At 38.2% G+C, this 23,048-nt stretch carries 12 protein-coding genes and 1 tRNA gene; 2 read left to right on the plus strand and 11 right to left on the minus strand.

What is annotated here, in order from left to right:
* Window positions 1-121: 121 nt before the first annotated feature.
* Both OQ268_RS03890 and metG read right to left on the minus strand, forming a co-directional pair.
* A tRNA-Arg gene (locus tag OQ268_RS03890) sits at window positions 122-196 on the minus strand.
* Window positions 197-348: 152 nt separating this feature from the next.
* On the minus strand, window positions 349-2,457 hold the full coding sequence (gene metG / locus OQ268_RS03895; protein ID WP_265854784.1) for a methionine--tRNA ligase: 2,109 nt from the start codon (window positions 2,455-2,457) through the stop codon (window positions 349-351).
* A gap of 40 nt (window positions 2,458-2,497) precedes the next feature.
* On the opposite strand from metG, the gene OQ268_RS03900 reads away from it, so the two are divergent.
* The gene (locus OQ268_RS03900) at window positions 2,498-3,397 is read left to right on the plus strand and encodes a S66 peptidase family protein (RefSeq protein ID WP_265854785.1); all 900 of its coding nucleotides are present in this window, start codon (window positions 2,498-2,500) and stop codon (window positions 3,395-3,397) included.
* Between the two features lies 1 nt (window position 3,398).
* Window positions 3,399-3,806, plus strand: coding sequence for a DoxX family protein (locus OQ268_RS03905; RefSeq protein ID WP_265854786.1), 408 nt, complete (start codon window positions 3,399-3,401; stop codon window positions 3,804-3,806).
* 65 nt (window positions 3,807-3,871) lie between these two features.
* Here the strand turns inward: OQ268_RS03905 and OQ268_RS03910 are convergent, their stop codons facing one another.
* From OQ268_RS03910 to OQ268_RS03950, 9 genes are all read right to left on the minus strand, one after another.
* Window positions 3,872-5,341 carry a RagB/SusD family nutrient uptake outer membrane protein gene (locus OQ268_RS03910; protein WP_265854787.1) on the minus strand — a complete coding sequence of 490 codons (1,470 nt, stop codon included), beginning with the start codon at window positions 5,339-5,341 and terminating at the stop codon, window positions 3,872-3,874.
* A gap of 11 nt (window positions 5,342-5,352) precedes the next feature.
* A complete protein-coding gene (locus tag OQ268_RS03915; RefSeq protein WP_265854788.1) occupies window positions 5,353-8,496 on the minus strand; it encodes a SusC/RagA family TonB-linked outer membrane protein in 3,144 nt (1,047 codons plus the stop codon).
* 344 nt (window positions 8,497-8,840) lie between these two features.
* Window positions 8,841-10,346: a RagB/SusD family nutrient uptake outer membrane protein gene (locus tag OQ268_RS03920; protein WP_265854789.1), complete on the minus strand. Its 1,506-nt coding sequence runs from the start codon at window positions 10,344-10,346 to the stop codon at window positions 8,841-8,843.
* 25 nt (window positions 10,347-10,371) lie between these two features.
* The gene (locus tag OQ268_RS03925; protein WP_265854790.1) at window positions 10,372-13,530 is read right to left on the minus strand and encodes a SusC/RagA family TonB-linked outer membrane protein; all 3,159 of its coding nucleotides are present in this window, start codon (window positions 13,528-13,530) and stop codon (window positions 10,372-10,374) included.
* 814 nt (window positions 13,531-14,344) lie between these two features.
* A complete protein-coding gene (locus tag OQ268_RS03930) occupies window positions 14,345-15,022 on the minus strand; it encodes a hypothetical protein (RefSeq protein ID WP_265854791.1) in 678 nt (225 codons plus the stop codon).
* A 92-nt stretch (window positions 15,023-15,114) separates the two neighbouring features.
* Window positions 15,115-16,080 (minus strand): DUF1735 domain-containing protein, encoded by a 966-nt coding sequence (locus OQ268_RS03935; RefSeq protein ID WP_265854792.1) that lies wholly within the window; start codon window positions 16,078-16,080, stop codon window positions 15,115-15,117.
* A gap of 7 nt (window positions 16,081-16,087) precedes the next feature.
* Complete coding sequence (locus OQ268_RS03940) at window positions 16,088-17,665, minus strand: SusD/RagB family nutrient-binding outer membrane lipoprotein (RefSeq protein WP_265854793.1); 1,578 nt, start codon at window positions 17,663-17,665, stop codon at window positions 16,088-16,090.
* Window positions 17,666-17,675: 10 nt separating this feature from the next.
* Window positions 17,676-20,795, minus strand: coding sequence for a SusC/RagA family TonB-linked outer membrane protein (locus OQ268_RS03945; protein ID WP_265854794.1), 3,120 nt, complete (start codon window positions 20,793-20,795; stop codon window positions 17,676-17,678).
* 759 nt (window positions 20,796-21,554) lie between these two features.
* The gene (locus tag OQ268_RS03950; protein WP_265854795.1) at window positions 21,555-23,045 is read right to left on the minus strand and encodes a SusD/RagB family nutrient-binding outer membrane lipoprotein; all 1,491 of its coding nucleotides are present in this window, start codon (window positions 23,043-23,045) and stop codon (window positions 21,555-21,557) included.
* Between the last annotated feature and the right edge of the window lie 3 nt (window positions 23,046-23,048).

Here is a 23,048-nt window from a genome sequence, read left to right on the forward strand (position 1 = left end):
TATCTTTGAACAGAGATAATTAACAGAATTTTTAACTGCAACAGCATGCTTTTAAAAGGTAATTATCTATTTTACAAATAGTTAAAAACAACAAAAGAGAGCTATTATACTCTCTTTACAATGGTAGCCCCGAGCAGAATCGAACTGCTATCTAAAGTTTAGGAAACTTCTATTCTATCCGTTGAACTACGGGGCCTGGTTAATGAAGTGGCAAATATAATAAAAGTTTTATCGTCAGGCCGGCAATTTTCACATTGTTTTCAATTGTTCAAATTAGCCAAAACACTCTTCGAAACAGATGCCCCTGGCAAAAAAAATGGCCTGCAATTTTAGGGCAGGCCATGTAAATTATCTAATTACACTTCCTGGCTTAAACGGATCAATCGGCGATACAAATGTTAATTTGCCTCTTTCGTTTTCGGCCATCAAAATCATGCCCTGCGAAAGAATTCCTTTAATTTCGCGGGGTGCCAGGTTTACAATCATGCTTACCTGCTTACCAATAATATCTTCAGGTTTGTAATGTTCGGCAATGCCCGAAACTACCGTTCTTTGATCTATACCGGTATCAACAATCAGTTTCAGCAGTTTTTTTGTTTTATCTACTTTTTCCGCAGCGATAATGGTTGCTACACGGATATCCATGGCAGAGAAATCATCAAAATTGATATTTTCTTTAGCGGGCGCTGCAACTGCATTTTGTGAAGCATTGTCAGACTTACTCTGATTAAGTTTTTCGATCTGGAAGTCGATTGCTGCATCTTCAATCTTATCAAAAAGCAAAATGCCTTCGCCAATTTCGTGGCCACGCTTAACCAGGTTAATCCTTCCGGCATCTGCCCAGCTATGCCCGCCATTTTTAAGCATGTGCATTAATTTTTCAGCGGTAAAAGGTAAGAACGGTTCAATTAATATCTGGATGTTTGCCGCAATCTGTATGGCTATATGCAAAATCGTACGTACTCGGTCTTCATCCGTTTTAATCAGTTTCCACGGCTCCGTTTCAGCTAAGTATTTATTCCCCAAGCGGGCAACATTCATTACTTCTGCCAAAGCCTCTCTAAAACGATAATTTTCAATTGATGCGGCAATTTTCTCCGGATAACTTGCCAGTTCATCAATCACAGCCTGGTCTACCGATGTAATTTCCATACAGGTAGGCACCGTTCCATTAAAATACTTATGGGTAAGCACCACCACGCGGTTTACAAAATTCCCTAAAATGGCAACCAGCTCATTGTTGTTTCTTGCCTGGAAATCTTTCCATGTAAAATCGTTGTCTTTTGTTTCTGGAGCAGTAGCGGTAAGCACATAACGCAACACATCTTGCTTCCCCTCAAACTCTCGTAAATATTCGTTAAGCCAAACTGCCCAATTCTTTGAGGTCGATATTTTCTGCCCTTCAAGGTTTAAAAACTCGTTCGCAGGCACATTGTCGGCAAGGGTATAATCGCCATGCGCCATCAACATTGCTGGAAAAATAATGCAATGGAAAACAATGTTATCTTTCCCGATGAAGTGCACCAATTTGGTTTCATCGCTCTTCCAGTATTCTTCCCAACCACATTTATCGCTTTCGTAACTCCCAATATAATATTCCTCCGCTTTCGGGTTCCAAACATCCAATTTAGCGTAGTTACACAACTCTTTAGTGGCAGAGATATAGCCAATTGGCGCATCGAACCAAACGTAAAGCACCTTACCCTCTGCATCGCGAAGCGGAACACGCACACCCCAATCTAAATCGCGGGTCATTGCCCGTGGCTGCAAGCCTGCATTTAACCAACTTTGGCACTGTCCGTAAACATTTGGTCGCCATTCTTTATGACTCTCGATATAGGTCCGCAGTCTTTCTTCGTACTGATCTAAAGGCAAGAACCAATTTTTAGTTTCCTTTAAAACAGGTTTTTCTCCAGAGAGGGTAGATTTTGGATTGATAAGATCTGTCGCATTCAGGGTAGAACCACAATTTTCGCATTGATCGCCATAAGCATTTTCGTTACCACATTTAGGGCAGGTGCCTGTGATGTATCGATCGGCCAAAAATTGCTTTGCAGCAGGATCATAATACTGCTCGGTAACCTCTTCGGTGAAAACACCTTTATCGTACAAAGTTTTAAAAAAATCAGAAGCCGTTTGATGATGTGTGTGCGACGAGGTGCGGTGGTAAATATCAAAAGAAACGCCAAATTCTTTAAAAGAATCGCCAATAATCTTATGGTATTTGTCTACCACTTCCTGGGGCGTAATGCCTTCTCGTTTTGCCTTTAAGGTGATGGGCACACCATTTTCATCCGAACCGCAAATAAACTTCACGTCTCGCTTGTTCGACCTAAGGTAACGTGCGTAAATATCTGCAGGAATATAAACCCCGGCCAGATGGCCGATGTGTACGGGTCCGTTGGTATAAGGAAGTGCAGCGGTTACGGTATATCTTTTTATTTTACTATTATCCAAAACAATTTTTATTAATTTGGCAAAGATAAGTGTTTTAAAGATGATTAAGCAGCCCCCATATTTAAAAAAAGGAGATAAGATTGCGCTGGTATGTCCGGCGAAAAAATTACCCAAACCCATTGACGATGCAATTTTGGTATTAGAAAGCTGGGGACTGGAAGTGGTTTTGGGCAAGAGCATTACGGCAAGTCATCATCAGTTTGCCGGAACCGATCAATTAAGGGCGGATGATATTCAGCAGTTTTTAGACGACCCTTCGATTAGGGCAATCATTGCAGGCAGAGGTGGCTATGGCACCATTCGCATAATCGATGAGCTGGATTTTACAGCCTTCGACCTTAACCCGAAATGGATAGTTGGTTTTAGCGACATTACGGTGCTGCTATCGCATCTCATTTCGCAGAGCGAAGTACAATGTATTCATGGGCAGATGCCTTATACCTTTCACGAAAGTACAAGCGAAGCATTAGATTCTTTACAAAGGGCATTGTTTGGCGATAAACAGGCTTATGAATATCGTAGTGAATTTAATAACAAACCTGGAAGTGCGAATGGAATGCTGATTGGTGGCAACCTTACGCTCCTTACCATGTTACAAGGCTCGGTTTCTGAGATGAATTTTGACGGTAAGATTCTTTTTCTGGAGGATGTTGGCGAGCATGAGTACCGGATAGATAGCATGTTGAGGATGTTAAAAAGAGCCGGAAAGCTCGACCGTTTAAATGGTCTGATTATTGGAGCATTCAACGAGATTGAAGAAGAAAAGATTTCCTTTGGGCAAACGGCCGATGAGGTGATTTGGGATATTGTGAAAGAATTCGATTATCCGGTTTGCTTCAACTTCCCTACAGGGCATATAGAGAATAATTTAACTATGGTGTTAGGTGCACAAGTGGCGTTAAACATCACAAACAATCACATTCAATTTAAATATTTATAGTATGGCAATTTTTGATGGTTTAGGAAAGTACCGCAATACAGGATTATTATTACTAAGAGTGGGCCTCGGAATTATGTTCATCACACATGGTTTTCCAAAATTATCGGGTGGCCCGGAGGGTTGGGAAGGATTAGGCGGAAGCATGAAAGTGGTAGGCATTAATTTCTTGCCGGTAGCCTGGGGCTTTATGGCGGCAATTGCCGAAACGTTTGGCGGCTTCTTACTTCTGGTTGGCTTATTCTTTCGGCCTGCCTGTATGGCGCTTGTTTTCACCATGACTATAGCTGCATTGGTTCATTTTGCCAAAGGCGATGGATTACAAGGCGCTAGTCATGCCATTGAGTTAGGCGTTGTATTTATAAGTTTAATTTTTATTGGCCCAGGAAAGTACAGTGTGGATAAGAAGTAAGGGTGGAATATAAAAATGCCTCCAACAGTGTAATACTCGTTGGAGGCATTTTTGGTTTTTCTTAATTAATTTTGAACAATCAACTTATTATTCTGAACCTCATTGGCTGAAATAGGCCAAATGTAACCCGCTGTATTGAACGGAATGGCAGGAGCAGATCCTTGTGAACCACTTTTGGCTACAAACCCTAAACCCTGACGCATAATATCTGGCGAACGGAAACCTTCACCTAACAATTCTATTCTTCTTTCGGTAAGAATTGTATTCTTCAAATTTGCAGGTAACAAATCCGCTGCTGGAAAAACATAACCTGGATTTGATCTTTGTCTAACGGCGGTTAATAAAGCTATGGCCTTTGCCGGATCAGTTACCACGCTAGCCTCTGCTAAATTAAGCAGAACTTCAGCATAACGGATTACGGGAACATAGTCTGTATAAGGTGAAGGTCTTTTAAACTTCGTCAAGTAAGTATTTGATCCAGAGACCGTAGTCAACGATTTTCTAGCATCTATTGACCCCGCTGCAAACACTGGGTTGGCAAAAATACCCGTTGGATTTAAGAAAAATTCTTCGTTACCACCGGCTTGGTTTGGAGAAACATTGTAGTAATAAGCTAGCTGATTTTGTGTGCCAGGTGCATCCAAATCAGCCATAGGGAATGTCAAGGCAGCTTCTGTTCCTGATGCATTTCCAAGATAAGCACCACCGAAAACGGTTGCAATATTAGCTTCCAATTTTAATGGCGAACCAGTTGTAGCTGTAAATGGCGCTGTAGCACTCACAATTTTATTGGCTTCTGTAACTACGGCTGGTAAATTACCCATTGTTAAATAAACACGCGTTTTAAGTGCTATTGCGGTATTTCTTGAGGCACGGGTTGCAGTTAGCGTTAAGGCCAAATCTGGCTCTGCCTCGTTCAAATCCTTGATGATTTGTGTATAAACTTCGGCAACTGTACTTCTTTTTAAATCGTTTCCAGTTAAATCCTTTTCACCTTTCAGTCTTAATGGAACACCCAGACTAGCACCGTTATCTGTAACGTAAGGTTTAGCATATAGTTGCAACAAACTATAATATGATAAGGCCCGTAAAAATTTAGCCTCTGCAATGTATTGCTTGGCTAATGCTGGCGTTAGGATAGAAGCATTTGCATTTACACCTTCTATTACAAGATTTGCCCTGTTTATGGCCGCATAAACTGCACCCCATAAGTTAACAACTTCGTTTGTTCCAGAGGTAACATTAAACCTCCAAGTATCTAATCCAGTAACACCATTTGGTTTATTTACGATGAAATCCTCTCCACGTATATCGTTATATATTAAATACCTGCCGCCATAAAACTGACCATTTTTAACCCCGGCGTAAATTCCATTTACTTGCGACAGTATCCTATCTGGGTTGGCGAAGGCATCTTCAATAGGTAAGGAAGTATCTGGTGCGGTGTTTAAAAAATCTTTCTTGCAAGATGTAGCCAACAAAATTGGTACCGCCACAAAAAGATATTTTACCTTATTAATTATTTTAATTTTCATAATCTCTAATTTTAAAATCCAACATTAATACCAAAAGTGAATGTTCTTCCAGATGGAACGGAGTTTCGATCTACGCCTGGCGCAAGATTACCACTGTTACCTGATCCGGTTGAATTTCCATTTACAGAAACTTCTGGGTCAGGCCCTGGGTAGTTAGATATGATCAAAAGATTGCTAGATTGTGCATACAATCTCACATTTGATAAACCATATTTACCAAGCATGGCTTTAGGTAATGTGTAGCCTAAGGCAAGATTACGAACTTTTAAGAAGTTACCAGAAAATACATTCTGTGATTGCGCAAATGCAGATCCATTGGAAGTATTGTCTCCATAAACTACGCGAGGTATATCAGTAATCTGACCTGGCGTTGTCCATCTATTTAATAAGCCAACCTCGTTATTCCAAAAACGCTGATCTCTTAAGCCTGCCAATGAACCATAATAGATCTTGTTGCCTCCTGAGAATGTCAATCCTAAAGTCAAATCGAAAGCTTTGTAACGGAAATTATTATCCAATCCGCCAAACCATTTAGGTATAGCTTGTCCAGTAATTGTTGCATCGAGGGCAGCATCAATGGCAGGTGCATTTTGTCCCGCATTTGCTCCCTCAAGATACTGATATCTGGCAGCGGTTGCACGAGCAAAACTGAATCTTAACTTTTGTCCGAATCTGTTGATAAAAATTCTTTCGCCAGTTGCAGGATCTACACCCGCAGTAGGCACTGTGTATATCGAGCCAATTGGGTAACCTACTCTCGTGATATTAGCTGTTTCTAAAGAAGTTACTCCAAAAACATCTGCATTATTGTTACCTAAAGCTGTTACTTCATTCTTAAGTGTACTAAAGGTTAGGCTTGTTGTCCAACTGAAATCATCTTTCTCAATGTTTTTCGAATTAACTGTAAATTCAAAACCCTTATTGTACATTTTACCAACGTTGGTTGTAATTGTATTCCCTGGTATGCCTTTAGAAGGTGATTGAGGAGCATTTTGAACTAAGTTATCGATATTATTATGATAATAGTCTACGTCTAAAGAGAAGCGTCCGCCTAAGAACTCTAAGTTAACCCCAATATCTGCTTTCTTACTGGTTTCCCATTTAAGATCTGGATTTCCAGCCTGAGAAAAAGATAATGCAGAAGCAGATCCATAGAGGCCCGGATTATACAGGAACAATGCTGGATAATTACCAATATTGATATTACCCACCTCGCCATAGCTTCCATGGAATTTAATTCTTGTTAAAACCTTACTTATTCCTGATTCTTTATAGAAATTCTCTTCAGAAAGTGCCCATCCTGCAGATGCACCTCCGAAGTTACCATATTTATTTCCTGCTGATAATCCAGAGTAACCATCTCTTCTAAATGATCCAGTTATGTAATATTTCTTTTTGTAATCGTAATTTACACTACCGAAATAAGAACGAAATGCGTTATCTCCCTGTACTAAACCCGCTGGAGTAATTGTACCAAACGAGCCTTGAAAAACTTCAATAAATGGGTCAATCACACCTTGTCTTGTTGCACCATATCCGTTAGACTTTGTATATTGATCTTCTGCTCCCACAAATGCGCCTACGGTATGATCTCCGAAAACTCCATTATAAGCTAATGTGTTCGACCAATTCCATCGGCTATTTTTAACAAAATTGCTGGTTGCACCACCATTATATGCAAATCCATCACCTTGTAAACGGTTTACGAAAGAATTATTGTCAATTTTTAAATTATCTAAGCCATAAGTTGTTTTAAAAGTTAACCCCTTAACTAATTGTATAGATGCATAAGCATTGGCAATAATCCTGTCGCTTTCTGAGGTATTTCTATCTTCATTTACTAAAACTGCTGCGTTAGGGAAGTTGGAAGCTATCGTATTGGCACCTAAACCTATGGCTCCAGATGCATTCATATTATATGAGCCATCTTCGTTGTAAGCAGATACGTTTGGAGGTAATACAATTGCCAACCTGCCTAAACCAACAGTAGAGAAAGCCTGGCCTGGCAGCGAGCCTGTATTTGGGGCTCTATTTAGAGTATTACTATATGAGAAATTTGTACCTATGGTAACGTTTTTAAAAAGTTTATGATCTAAATTAACACGGCCATTTTTACGCTCAAAAGAGTTTCCTACAATAAAGCCCTCTTGGTTACTATAGCCAACCGAGACATAATACGAGGTTTTGTCATTTGCACCAGAAAAGTTTAGCGCATGATTTTGTGCTGTAGCTGTTCTGTAAGCATAGTCGTACCAATTTGTCTCGACCTGAGAACCATCAGATCTTGTTTGTAAAAAAAAGGCAGGGGCAAGGCCGATATTGGTTCTGGCTTCATTTTTAATGAGGACATATTCTGCCGCATTTAATAGAGGAGTTACATTTTGTGCCTTTGTACTTCCTACCCAACCCTCATAATTAATTTTTGTAGTTCCTTGTTTACCTTTTTTAGTGGTGATCACTACCACCCCATTTGCTGCCCGAGAACCGTAAATAGCTGATGATGCAGCATCTTTTAAAATATCAATAGATTCGATGTCTGCTGGATTAATATCACCTAATGCATTCCCCGCGGCACTATTTGCTGATTGGTCTCCCGTAAATACAGGAATCCCGTCTACAATAATTAAAGGGTATGAACTCAAGGAAATAGAGTTGAATCCCCTAACGCGAAACACCGGAGGATTATTTAATACCCCATTTGGCTGTATAATGTTAACGCCAGCCGCTTTACCAGCTAGCGCTTGCTCAAAACTTTGCACCGGTAGATTCTTAAGTTTTTCGCCACTTACGCTAGCGATTGAGCCCGTAACATCTTTTTTAGATTGAGTAGTATACCCTGTGACAACAACATCAGAAAGTGTTTTCGAATCGTTTGAAAGGGTTACATTTAACACATTACTTGACCCGACTGTTTTAACCTGCGAAGCGAAGCCTATGTAAGAGAATTCTACTACTGCCCCGGTTTTTGCTCTTATTGAGTATTTACCATCAGCTGCTGTTGTGGTTCCGCCAGCACCCCTGATTTTTACACTTACGCCAGGAAGAGGAAGACCGTCCTCCTTACCTGTAACTGTTCCAGTGATTGTCCTATCCTGAGCCATAGCGCTTCCGGCCATTAGCAAGAATATGAACAAACTTTGTAGAAGTTTTTTCATAAAATTTAGTTTAGTTAGGTTAATTATAGCGCTAATATAATATTTGGCATTCGTAATGCAAATTTTACAAAACAAATTTTCTAAATTATCTTCCTTACTCTCAATAAGATGTAGTTTTTTAGATTTGTTAAAATGGTATAAGATGGTTCATGAAAGTCTCGAAACACATTTAATGTAAGAATGTTACATAAAGAAAATAAAAACATTGATGTAGAATTAAGAATCCGGTATCGTGCCATGTTAATACTGATCTCGGTTAATTTAATATTGGCGGTAAAATAAAACATTATAAATAAAAAAAGGAGGCTAATTGCCTCCTTTATATTTAAGATTACTATATGCTATTAAGGATTTTGAGGTCCAATGTTTGGATTTGCGTTAATCTCAGATCGTGGAATTAGGAATAAGAATCTTGGGTCCCCCGCAGGTATGTCTAAAACATTATTTACGGATGTTGCTACGTAATTAGGAACTGCTGATCGAACTAATGGAAGATTTAAACGCTTTAGGTCTAAATATCTAAACCCCTCTCCCCATAATTCTACTCTACGATTGATCATTATTTCATCAACCAGCGCTGCTCCAGTATTGGTTGATTTTATAGCGCTTAAGTCTCTTTTTGAAACAAGGGTGAACAATGCTGTTTGAGCTAGCCCATCTTGACCGCTTCTGGCATAAGCCTCTGCTAGAATGAGATGCATTTCTGCACTTCTCATCCATGGCACATCTCCTAAAGATGGATCGCCGATTGCCTTAACGGAAAATTTTCTGGTCATAAAATTTCTTCTAACAAAAGTAGTCAAAGGCAAGGGAAAGTTCGCAGCAGTGGGTGCTGGCTCCCACATTTTCTTTCTTACATCTGTTGCAGAAATTAAATTGTATAATGCAGAATTTATCATTTTAGGTGTTCCCCGTTGATAAGTAGTATTCGCGTTATATGCAATTTGAGCATAAAAAGAACCAAAAGTATCTCCCTGCTCCGTTGTAGGATTTGCTCCCCACATATATTCTGATAAGTTGATGTTGTTAAATCCAGTTTGGTAATCAGCCTGACTCATTAAAGGATATAAATTACCATCGATAACTTCCTTTGCATATTTTATTGCGTTAGGATAATCTTGCATAGTTAAAGCAACTCTGGCCCGTAATCCTTTCGATACCCAAATACCAGCATGGGTTTTATTTGGAACACTGGTTGCATTCAACGCTATTGCGGCATCCAAATCAGCCACTATCGCAGAATACACAGTTTCAACACTCACTCTAGGCATTCTAGAATCGGTAGATTTTAAAGGAAGCGGTACTGCTAGCTGATTATTTGGCTTAGCAGCTGCATTGTATCTAGTTCCATAAAATTGAACAAGATAAGAATAGGAATAAGCCCTCAAAGTTAGTGCCTCTGCTTTTATTCTTGCTTTCTCCGCTGCAGTTCCTTCCGCGGCGTCGATATTGTCGATGATATAATTAGCATTACCAATCATTCTGAAGAATGTTCGGTAGTAATATTCGTTACTACCTGCATTATCAGTCCGTGGAGCAATATAATTACCTTCTCCTGTAGACGTAAACCATGTAGCGTTAGCTTGATGCAAGTCTTCTCCCATGAAATCAATCCCTAGAAGGATACCGCCAACTCCAGGCTTACCTTGCACATTGCTAGTTGTTGCCGTTGTTCTTTCGAACATGTATCTATATATCCCATTCAACGCAACGCTTGCATTAGCAGTCGATAAAAATATAGATGTATTATCTACCCTATCTGTAGGTGTTGTTTGAAGATATTCCTTTTTGCAGCCAGATCCACCCAAAATCATGGTGGCTAAAACTGCGGAGTAAATTATTTTTTTCATATCTTATGATATTAATATTTAATTATTAAAACGAAGCATTTAAGCCTATACTCAAAATTCTTGCTTGAGGATATACAGTAGAATTGGTACCATCAAAGGATTCTGAAGGATTTAACCCTTTTCTTTTTGAAAATAGCTGCAGGTTTTCGCCTGTTACAAATAATTTCGCATTATTTACATCAATCTTTTTTAACCAATTTTGAGGCAAACTGTAAGACAAATTAATGTTGCGCAAAGCCAGATATGATGCATCAATCAGCCATCTCGTTGACGTTGCATTAATATTATTTGAGTTACCAAAATCAGCCCTAGGGATGTTGCTAGATGTATTCGTTTGTGTCCAGGCTCCTAGCAAATCTTTGTGAAGCGCTCCGCCATATGACGCTGTAGACATTAATCCCTGATAGTTGCCATCGTAAAATTTGCCACCGATTTGATAATTTACTAAAACAGAAAGAGATAAGTCTTTATAAGTAAATGTATTGGTAAACGAGCCCATTAAGTCTGGAATGGCCGACCCAGACCGATCAAATAGAGCGTTCGATTGATTTATGGTATATTCAACGCCATTAACAGTTCTTTTATTTGCAGCTGCGATTGTTTGAGCCGGATCTGGAACATACAGTGCTGCGCCATCTGTTGGATCTACCCCGGCAAACTGTCTTAACCAAAATTGGTAATAATCATAACCCACTTCTCTTCTTTTTGTGCCACTGATAATAGTTGGAGACTCATCAGGTAGTCTTGTTACTTTGTTCTTAAGAAAAGTCCAATTGGTAACCAAATTCCATCTAAAGTCTTTCATTCTTAAAATATCAGCACCTAATAGAATCTCTACACCAGCATTATACATCGAGCCTACATTTCTATTTATTGAAGTTACAGGATCTGAAATAGGCTGTGGTACACTAAACAAAAGATCACTAACAGATTTTTTAAAGTATTCAACTTCTCCATATACCCTTCTCTTAAATAGCGAGAAACTTACACCTGTATTGAATGTATTCTGTGATTCCCACTTAAGCTCTGGATTTGCAACTGATGCTAGAAGCGCCCCTGGCTCAGCACCGTTATTCCAACCTAGATCATAAAACGCCCTATCTAGATAGTAGCCATCTAATAGGTTGTTACCAACCTCTCCGTAAGATGTTTTCAATCGCAAATCGTCAATCCAGTTAACATCAGTTAAGAAATCTTTGTTAACAGACCAAGAAGCTCCTAATGAATAAAAGGTACCCCATCTTACATCTCGAGAGAATCTCGAGGAACCATCACGTCTGAGCGAAGCATCAAAAAAGTATTTCTCTTTATAATTATAGCTTGCTTTAGAGAAGTAGGACTCTATTTTATCGTTATCTTCTTGCCCTCCAGAACTATTTGCTGTTACAAAATTTGCAAACTGTGTATTGCCTTGTAAGATCAAGCCAGTACGGCTAGCGTTGAATGTCCGAAAGTTGTAATCATAATTTTCATGACCAACTAGCGCAGATATAGTGTGATCTCCAATTTTCTTATTGTAATTCAAAATTTGGTTAAATGTATATGACCTTATGGTATTGTTACTTTGCGATTTAAAGCCATTTTGAGTTACACCATCACCAACAGTTGGATTCTGATAAGTATTACCATTATTATTTCTCAGATCAATGCTAAAGGTTGGAACAAATGTAAAATCTTTCAAGAACTTAATTTCAAAATAACTTCTTGCGCTTATTTGATTTCTTCTTGTTAAGTAGTCATTCAATAGTGTTTCATAAACAACATGTCTACCTGGAGAAGCGCCTTGAGGGCGAACCAATGCACCTGGATGGAACCCATAATCATACCATTGTTCTCCAGTTAAACTATTCATGATAGGTTGGCCAGCAGCATTGTACGCACGCACTGGATATATTGGACCAATACCTCTGGTAAAAGAGAACGCATTGATAAAGCTGGCAGCACTACCTGTGGCTGCATCGTTGGCGGTGTTTGCAGTAGTCATTGATCCTGAAACATTCAAACCAGTTCTCAACCAAGGTTTAATTTGAGAGTTCACATTAATACGAGCATTAAAACGTTGAAAATCTGATTTAATATTAAAGCCTTTATCATTCAAATATCCCATCGAAACGAAAAAATCAGACTTATCACTTTTACCAGAAAAGCTTAAGTTCGCATCTGTTCTTTTTCCTTGCCTTGATATTGCATCATACCAATCAAAATCATCATATAATAATGATGCATTTGGATTGATTTTACCGTCTGTACCTACAATCTGACCACCAGGAACATTAAATGGATTATAAACTAAATTCGTAAAGACATCTGCTGAGGCTCTTAAAGAGGCTGCAGCCTCTGATAGCGCTGGAGATGCGTTGTACATTAGGTTATTTTTAATCCCTTGCCAAACTAATGGATAGTATTCAAATGCATTAACACGATCATATTCTGGAATACCTCTTTCTGAGAATCCCTGGACAATGCTTGCATTCACCGTAGGCTGAGAGGCTTTTCCTCTTTTTGTTGTAATAATTACAACACCATTTGCTCCCCTTGAACCGTACAATGCAGATGATGATGCATCTTTCAATACAGAGATACTTTCAATATCATTCTGATTAATATCTCCAATACTACCATCATAAACAGATCCATCAACAACATAAAGAGGAGTGTTTGACGCAGAAAATGAACCAAATCCTCTAATCCTGATGCCCGCAGAAGATCCCGGTTGACCATTTGAGGCGGCGACATTTATACCTGGAGCAGATCCTTGCAATGCCGCTGTAACATTCGTAACAGTTCGTGTTTCTAAATCTTTAGCACTAAGTGAAGCAACCGAACCAGTAATAGATTCTTTCTTTTGCGTTCCATAAGCTACAACAACTACATCAGTTAGTGTTTTAGAATCACCAACTAAACCAACGTTAATTACATTTGATGAAGTAATGTTTATAGACTTTGAAGCAAAACCTAGATAGGAAAACTGTAATGCTTGCACGGATGGAGATATTCGAATAGAATATTTCCCATCGCTCCCAGTAATTGCGACATTCTGTGCGCCTACTGCTTTAACACTAACGCCCGGGAGAGGAATGTTGTCTTCCGATGACGTTACTGTTCCACTAATTGTTCGATCTTGAGCCATTGCACTTACCGCAAAAAACAAGAACACGAACAAACTTTGTAAAAGTTTTTTCATGAAATTTAAGTTAGTTTGATTAAATATATTGCGAATATAATACTTGGAACTTGTAATGCAAATTTTACAAATAAATATTATATAATTTCCACAGGCACAGAGATTTGACCCATTATTAGTAAAACCCCTTTAAAGCATTCCATAACAATCAAAGACATACTAAATTTAGATTTGGAGACTTTATTTCGGAACATCAATGTTACATCTTTATTAAAATAAGATTAGTAATCTATTATCGCAAAATGGGGGCTGGATGGATTACAATAAGGAGTCTAAACTTAAATGTATTGCTATCGTTAACATGGTGTTCCGTCTGAAAAATGCAATAGAACGGTTCGAAACCACATAATCTGGTTGATATACCCCATAATACCAACAATAAAACCAAATAGCACTTATGGTATGTACGCATGCCAAGGGGTGAGTAGATTCTATCAAAGCCAAGAAACCTTAACCGCGGCAACACTAATCATACCCAGTGCAACTTGCTAGTCAGCTCAAATAACTTGTAAATAACCCAATCATAAATACTTACTGTAAGTATTTGACTGCCAAATTGTTTTAATTAGAATTTTACGATTGGAATATCGAAAGTGTTACAACTTAGAATAATTTATTGACTACTATAGCGCAAATAGCCAATCATAAAGATATGTTATTAAATCAATTTGGTTATTTAGTATATAATCCTTAATTCAACTTCCAAAATCTATAGATTAGGTTCGACGAATAAATTATAAAGATCAACTTTCGATTTTAATGAACATTACCAACAATAGAAAAACTTATACTTTTAATCAGCAGCCAGTTCTCGTTAGAAATTCCAAATAAATCTGCGTTGCTGTGATGGATCGATATTAAAATTGATATCAAACCTCACCTCGGACTTAAATGTTTTATCAGCGAGAGTAGCTGGAATCCAATCAATTTGAAATGCCTTACTATCAAGATCAACTGTGGCTTTGTAGCCTACACCTTCAATACCGTATTCGACGACATATTTTGGGCTTCCATTCGCATCAAGCATAACCAGTACAGATCCAGATACGGCTGCTTTATTCGCTTTAAGTTTTATAGGCATCTGATTTACAAGCTGGCTTGCTACATAGGATTTCAATAAATCTGCGCTACAGATTGCAACTGGGATACGAGCATTTTTCGAAATATCTTCATTCTTATCCAAAATCTTATAACTAAAATCACCAACTTGTTTGTCACTTAATGTAACGAGTTTTTTAAGAGAGTAATTATACCTTAAAAGCACTTTCCCTTCTCGATCAAAGGCATACCAATCACCGCTACGTAACCCGCCCTTATAAGAACCTCTTAAAACGGTATTGTTGGCTCTATCGTTTACCAGATAACTACCTTCCTTTTTACCACTTTCGTCAACATTATAGGTGACAACGCAATCATTTGATAGTTTTTCTGTTTTTTGAGCAAGTACAAAAAACGATGAGAGCGCAAGAGTGGTGATTGCGAAATTTTTCATAATGTTAATATTAGATACTAAAGATAATAAAAAAAGGACAATCATTCAAAATGGTTGTCCTTTTTTTATTAAATTTTTTTATTATAAATATACTACCTAGCAGACTTAAATTTCATCTTCGCAACAATTTTCAAAGGTGAAAATCCTGGCTGATTCATGAAAAATGTAACATACACAGTTTTAGTAGCTGGATCATAAAAATTCGAACCAGTTGCTGTTGTGTCAAGCGTCATTGTTCTGCCATTTGCTGGGTTAGTAATTGCATTAGCAACAGAAATAACCTTATTTGTTGCAGCATCGAAGTTGATTGTTAAGTTAGTAGAACCAAAACCGCTTGTTCCGCCTGTACTTGTAACCAATGGGATTAAAAAATCGCCAAATGCAGTATTAAATAAATTATTGGAAGCAGCTCCAGAAGATCTTAGTTGAACATCGTAAGCGTAGGTAAACTCTGTTCCTATTTGGAAAGTAGGCCTGTCTGGGGCAGTCATTGTTGCTGTGTAAGTGTAAACACCATCATATTTGTTTTTAGCAGAAACTACTAACAAGATAGTGTTAAAATTTCCACTAATTACTCCCATAGAGGCCGATGTAATCTTTAATGGCAAAGCATAAGTGCTTGCTAAATTAAATGTGTTAGGCTTTACTTTCACATTCACGGTTGCTCTACGTTGTCCTTTTGGGATAACTACACTTGTAGACGAAAGTGTGTATGATGCTGCTGGTAAAAGTGTATAACTCTTAGATTGCTCAGAGTTATAAGCGGTGACGTTTGTATTATCACCAATAGCAAGATTTACTGTGATATCTTGTGGCGCTACCGGTTCAGGACCTGAATAACTTACTGATACAGGAATTGTTTCCTCTGGAGTTACCTCATAGCTAAATAAATATGCAGGAACCGAACTTCCGTGAACATCAATATCCGTTGGATTTGCGAATTCAATTACGTTAACACCTTTTTCAGGATCCAAAACATTCGAATCATCTTTCAAACAAGATGATAGAAATATAGCAGTAGTTAACAATACCGCAGAGAGTTTAAAAATCTTTTTCATGATATAATTAATTTAAGTCCCAAAATATTAAAGAAGAAAACTTATTAATATTAGTAGGAACATTTGGTGTATTCAAACTAAATTCCGTAGCAGGATATAAAACTCGTGTAGGCAATTTGTCAACATGGGTAGATACTGACTGTCTAGAAGCGAATGTTTGAAGCGGATCTAATGAGCCGTTAACAATCTTTGGGAACATTGTTCTTCTAAACTCATTGAATGCCTCATCATTAGAAATCATGTTTAACGCTATGTATTTCTGAGTAATAATCGCTTCAATTTTCTGATCCAAAGTTGTTGCTAAAGCATAATTTGCAAGTGGACTTGCCGCATTCGTTGTAAGGTATGTAGTAACATCAGCGGAAACGTTTTTAGACGGGTCTACTACATTTGAAACATTCTTATATAGATAGGTGAATGATAGCGTAATTCCGTCATTGAACGCAGTTGCAGCATTTCCACTTAAGTACCCTCTAACAAATGCTTCAGCCTGAAGAAACTTACTTTCAGCGGCTAGTAGGATAGGCTGACCCTGAGTTGGCCCTTTCACTACACCAAGGTAATTTCCAGAATTATCACCAGTAATCCAAGATGAACCTGCAGATGGAGCAGATGGCACACCTGACGATTCATCGCCAAGTTGATTAATTATCGATGATGGGAAAGCCCTGTATATAACAGAACCACGACCTGGATCACTAAGTTTCGCACCGGTATAAAAACTGTATATCCAGCGGCTTGGAATTCTACTAGTTGTTGTATTTGTACCAGTAGTTGTAAAACCTATCGAGTTATAAACGGGATTTGGTCTAACTGTTTTCTCGTAACCTGGATTAACAATAGCATCGGTAGTCAGAAATCCCACCGTTGTGTTCATCGCACCAAATGCCGTAGCAGTATATGATTGCAAAGCAGGAACACCAGCCATTTTAATCAGCATTCTCAGCTTTATAGTATTGGCAAATTTTTTCCACAAGTCCATATCACCTTTGAATAACGGGTCGGTATTTGCTACAATCTTTGCTGTTGTAGCCTGCGCCTGCCCTGCAGCAATATCGGCAATAGCCTTGTCTAGATCACTAATTGATGCCTTGTAGACATCCTCTGCCTTATCATATTTAGGCTGAAGGATAGCTGTACCTTTTAAAGCTTCTGAATAAGGAACATCATTGAACTGGTTTACCAGACGCTCAAAAGTAAGCGCCTTCATAATCCGGGCAATCGATGTTGAGAAAACCAACGAAGATGTAGAACCAGTGTTATCTATAATATACTGAAAATCGTTCGCATTGTCGTAGCTACTTGTCCATAGACCCTGATAGTCTAAGTTAGTGAAATCATAGGTAACTACAGATCCAAATCCACCGAATCCACCAGCATTTGCGCGTGCTCCAGAAAAATCAGCGAAACTGATATTAAAATTGTTACCAATTGCCGCTGAACCAACTATAGCTTGAGGTAGAACCAGGGCCGGCGTTGCTTCCGTTAAGCTGTTAGGGTTTTTATTGATATCCAAGAACTTTTTACAAGAACTTGCTCCGATTACCAACAAACCTAACATTATATATTTAAAATGTTTTTTCATGTTCTTTTTATTATAAAGTTACAGTTAGACTTAAGCCATAGAATCTTCCAGGAGGCGTTTGACTGATTGAAGTAAAACCAATAGCGTTACTTGATGAATTAAATGCACTATATTCTGGGTCTGTGTAAACGTTGGTTTTAGGTGCCCATAGAAATAAATTTCTTCCTTGCACGCTCACTGTTGCACCTTTGATGAACCTAACATTTTTTATTACAGAAGCTGGTAAATCATAGCTTAGAGAAGCTTCACGAAGTTTCCAAAATGCTGCCGAATAAGTATAGTTTGAGTTAACATCAGTATTAGTAGGTCCATTAGTCCAGAAATCTGCTCCACCTGTTCTGGTAGTAATATTGGTATTAGCAACATAAGTATTAGTTGTTGGATCCAAATATGATGAATTAGGAACTACAAAACGCTCTCTGTTGAAATATGTTGTTCTGATACCAGCGCCTGAGAAATCAAATGCTGTAGAAACACCACTATATATTACATTTCCTGCACGGTATTCGAATACGGTTGCGAAACGGAAGCCTTTATACGATACCGATGCATCTAGACCTAAACGATATTTTGGCTCTGTATAGCCCAAAGTTGAGATACCATTCGTAGCGCTAGGAAAACCGGTAATTCGATCAACAATGATTCTGCCTTGAGGATCTTTGTTATAGGTACTTCCTTTTAAAAGCGGGAAAGGACTTCCAACCTCAGCAACTAAATTAGATCGGCCAAAAGTAGCTAAACTCAAGTTATCACTTCCTGTGCTGATTGATAATACTTTATTTGCGTTTAATGTAAAATTACCACCAACTGTAACCGTCCAGTCATTTGTTTGCACCGGAACAAGCCTCAATGAAGTCTCTATACCTCTATTTTCAACCTCGCCAGTATTAGTTAAGAAAGATGTAAAACCTGTTGTTTGTGCAATTTGAACTGGTAAAGTTTGATCGACAGTGTTTGATTTGTATAAAGTTAAACTTAAGCTAACTCTTGATTTATACATTTCCAAATCGAAGCCGCCTTCAATAGATGTCGTTAATTCTGGTTTAATATTTGACGAAACTACTGTGTTTCCAACACCGAAACCTGGAACACCAGCATACGGGTATCCAAACTGTTGTCCGAACGTAGGTGCTAAAGCGTAGGCATTTAAATTAACTTGTCCTACTCTAGAAATGCCACCTCTAATTTTCAAACTCGTTACCACCTTAGATTCTTTCAAGAATGGAATTGCATCAGAGGCAATAAATGAAATATCTGCAGCTGGATAGAATAACGAATTATTTTCTCTGGCCAAAACCGATCTCCAGTCATTCCTTCCTGTTACGTGCAGGTATAGATAGTTTCTAAAGCCTAAACGGGCGTCAGCATATACCCCTAATTGTCTTACACGGTTATTATTTTCAAAACCAAAAACGTTTCCTGTTGTATTGCTAACATTGTATAAGCCCGGAGTAACAAAAACTGATGAGTTAGCTCCTACGTTTTTACCAATATTATCTCTTAAACTTCCACCTAAGATAGCATTAATTGAAAAGTCCTTGTTTATTTGTTTGATATATTGTGCCTGAAATTCAGGATTTAGTTGAGTAGTGTAAGAAGCACCATCGTTTATACTACCTACCCTGTCTGTCGCAATTGCAGTTCCACTTATACTTTTTCTGTAGTCAGAAAAGGTGAACTTATCACTATAAGATTTTGTTGAAATATTCCTTGTTGCGATACTCACGCGGAACAATACTGATAGTTCTTTAATTGGGTTATACTTTAATTGCACGTTCCCTGTCAAATAATCATTTCTTGTTAATGTTCTTGCGTTACCTAAAGTAAAATATGGGTTGTCAAAATATTCATTGTAGAAACCATTTGGTGAGGCATATGGATCATTTTTCCAGTCTGAATATCGTGTTAGTGGAATCTGACCTGGCGACATCAACACATTTGTAAAAGCATTTCCTGAATCTCCTTGATCATATCTATTTTGAACGTAGTTTGCATTGAAGTCGAAATTGAATTTATCACTCAAATCTCTACTGCCATTTATGCGCAGCGAAAAACGGTTGTACTTATCCCCAGGTACTGTACTAGTCTGATCAAAGTATTGAGAAGAAAGAAAATACTTACTCTTCTCATCACCTGCAGAAAGGCTAAAATCAGTTTGATTATTTATGCCTGTATCCCAGAAATTATTTTTTCCTTCTTTCTCATTCCAAGAATAAGGAACAGTTTGAATAGAACCATCAACAAGTGGCTTGCCTATAACTCTCATAGAACCGTCGAACGCAGGACCATATTGCTGATTCTCAAAAGGAGTATAAGTTGGAACATCATCTGGAGTAGTACCCGATCCATACTCCTTTTGTAACTTAGGCAAGTAAGCAATAGTCTCAAAACTAGTGGTTTGGCCTACTTTAATAGTAGTAACACCTGTTTTACCCTTCTTTGTTGTTACGATCACTGCACCATTAGATGCATCTGAGCCATAAAGGGCAGCAGCTCCCGCACCATTGAGTACATCGATACTTTCGATATCCTCAGGATTTAAGTTACCCAATACGCTACTTGGCACAATCACATTATCCACCACAACTAAAGCTTGGTTATTTCCAAGAAGCGAACGATTCCCGCGAAGAACTAAACGTACGTCAGGGTTAACTCCAGAGCTAACTGCATTTACTTGTAGACCAGCAACCTTACCTGTGAGCGCACTTGCTACGTTAAAAGCTTTACCTTGAGTTAACTCCTGAGACTTTAACGTAGTAGACTGGTTACCTTGCTGACGACGTTGGATTGAAACACCTCCAGCAGTAACAACAACCTCATTCAAAGCTTGGGCGTCAGAATTCAAAACAATATTGATTGAGTTACTTGCTGGTATGGTTACTTCTTTTGAAGAATAACCTAGAAAGCTAACAACCAATGTATTTGCGTTGACAGGAACTTTAATTGAATATTTTCCATTTGCGGTTGTTAGGGTACCAATGCCAGGATTATCTTTCACCCTGACAGTGGCTCCTGGAACAGGTAATCCATCTTCTTGAGATGTAACCGTACCAGTAACTGTTCTATCTTGTGCAACTGCGTTAAACGCAACAAACAAAAGAATGAACAAACTTTGTAGAAGTTTTTTCATGAATTTTAAGTTAGTTTAATTGTTTGATTAATTAAGAGCCAAATTATATCTAAAATTGACCAAATGCAATTGCCAAAGACACAATTGCTAAACAAAACAATGCTAAAGACATATTTATGACACAATAATGACAGGATGTTGTCTTATAGCTAATACTAAATAATTAGTTTAGGAGTGTGCGATTCAATTCAATAAGGCTAAACAGTTGAATGAGGTGCAGATAGTTTTTCCACATTTAAATAAGATTAAATTGTGGTTATATGCAATAAGCTTAGAGATAGCACCTTATTATACCAGATACAATTTTAGCAGCTGGATTTAACATACTATTATGGAAGAATTTACTGGATAGAATGTGTTGTTAATTTGATATAATATCTTAACCAAAATTACATGATATCTTTCGATTAGAAATAGCACATGCTGAAAGAGTATTTCATAATGTAGAAGATGATTTAAACTTTAGTACTACCTTGTAGACGGAGTCTGCAAATACAAATCTGACTTATTTGATGAAAATTATACATAGAATAGGCTTTTAAAAATTGGATTTGTTATCTGATTGTCAAGATCTAATCGAAAAAGGTAATCTAAAGAATAGGTTTTTGCTCAAACCTGTCAAATTCTAGTGTTTCAGGCAAATAGGTTGATGGTGGCAAGCAATCTTACGTGAGAATATTATAAGATTTACAAGTGACATCAGACACCGATGACAGACAAAAAAAGGGAGCCTTTGGCTCCCTTTTTTTGTAAATATGATTATGGCTTATCCCACCACATTCTGTTATTAATGCTGTTATTTGTCCAACCTTGTTGAGCCAATGCTGCATTGTAATTATCTCTATTGGTTGTTTGGTCAGCTGTTGGATAACCAACGCGTCTTGGGATATTGGTTCCATTTTGAGAATTTGGACCTGGAACCAAAGCAGGAAAGCCAGTTCTTCTAAATTCGGTCCATGCTTCCCAACCATCTAAGTATAGTGCAATCCATCTCTGGGTTCCAATTTGTTGTAAAGCGGTGGCTGGACTATAAACAACTCCAGTAGCCGTCTTGAAATTTGGATCTGCTACACCATATTGTGTTAGAGACGCATCGATACCTGCATTGTAATAAGTTGCTGCAGATGCATCGCCTCCAGCGATCCAACCTCTTTTTGCCCCCTCTGCCAGTGCAAACTGTACTTGTGCACCGGTGAAGATATAAGCAGGCGACCCAGCTCCACGTAGTGAAGCTCCTATTCTGCTATATGAGTTAGGAATGTTAACCTGAGTTTGTACGCCGAATTGCAGACCAATTACTTGGTTACCAGCCAAAACTTCTCCGTAAACAGGTAATCTTGGATCAGTACCAGTTCCATTGTTCTTCATAATATCAACTATAGTTTTGCTAATTGCAAAATCGTTACGATTTGATATACTATAATTGTTATACCATGGATTGTAGTTATTTGGATCTCCAGATATGAACTTATAAGTCAAAGTTTCTCCTGCTGTAAGCGGGTTAGCTGCAAGGGCAGCTGCGAATTCTGTTGCTGCAAACTCTCCAGCATTAGGATATACCTTTGAAAGTCTTAAGGCCATCAAAAGACGTTGTGTAGCAGCGAATTTCTTCCAAGAGGCCATATCACCATTAAACATAATATCTCCCGTCGGACCTGCACCACCATCAATTTGCGCTACCGCCTCTTTCAATTCTTTAAAAAGATCCTTATAGATATCTTCTTGTTTCGTAAACTTCGGAGTAATGTTTGCGCTATTAAGTGCCTCGGTATAAGGAACATCACCCCATCTATCGGTTACCTTCCAAAAGACATACGCTTTCATTATTCTCGCAACTGCAATCTGGTTATTGATAGATCCATTAGCTGCTGCATCGGCTTCTGGTGCGCCAGCTCTGGCAAAAGTGATAACCTGATTTAAATTCTTTAATACTTCAGAGTAAAAAGAATAGTAACTGGGGTTTAATGTGCTTCCAGCATCGTTAAAAGGAGATACCGTTAAATAAGGCCCTTCGGAAATATGCTGTGCGAAAATCGCACCAGTGGAAGATAAGATAGTTGTTGGGTTCGTATTTGTTGCACCATTAACCTGACTTTTTTGAATAGCATAGGTTAATAAAGCTTTTGTAGCTGCTTTTGAAACTCTTGTTTGATCGACGTTAGTATCGCCGAAATCTCCAAATTTTTTACATCCAGTAGCTAGCACACTAATTCCAACTGCTAAAAATATATACTTTCTAATATTTTTCATTTT

Origin of the sequence: Pedobacter sandarakinus, assembly GCF_026240095.1 — a bacterium.
Taxonomy (GTDB): Bacteria; Bacteroidota; Bacteroidia; order Sphingobacteriales; family Sphingobacteriaceae; genus Pedobacter; species Pedobacter sandarakinus.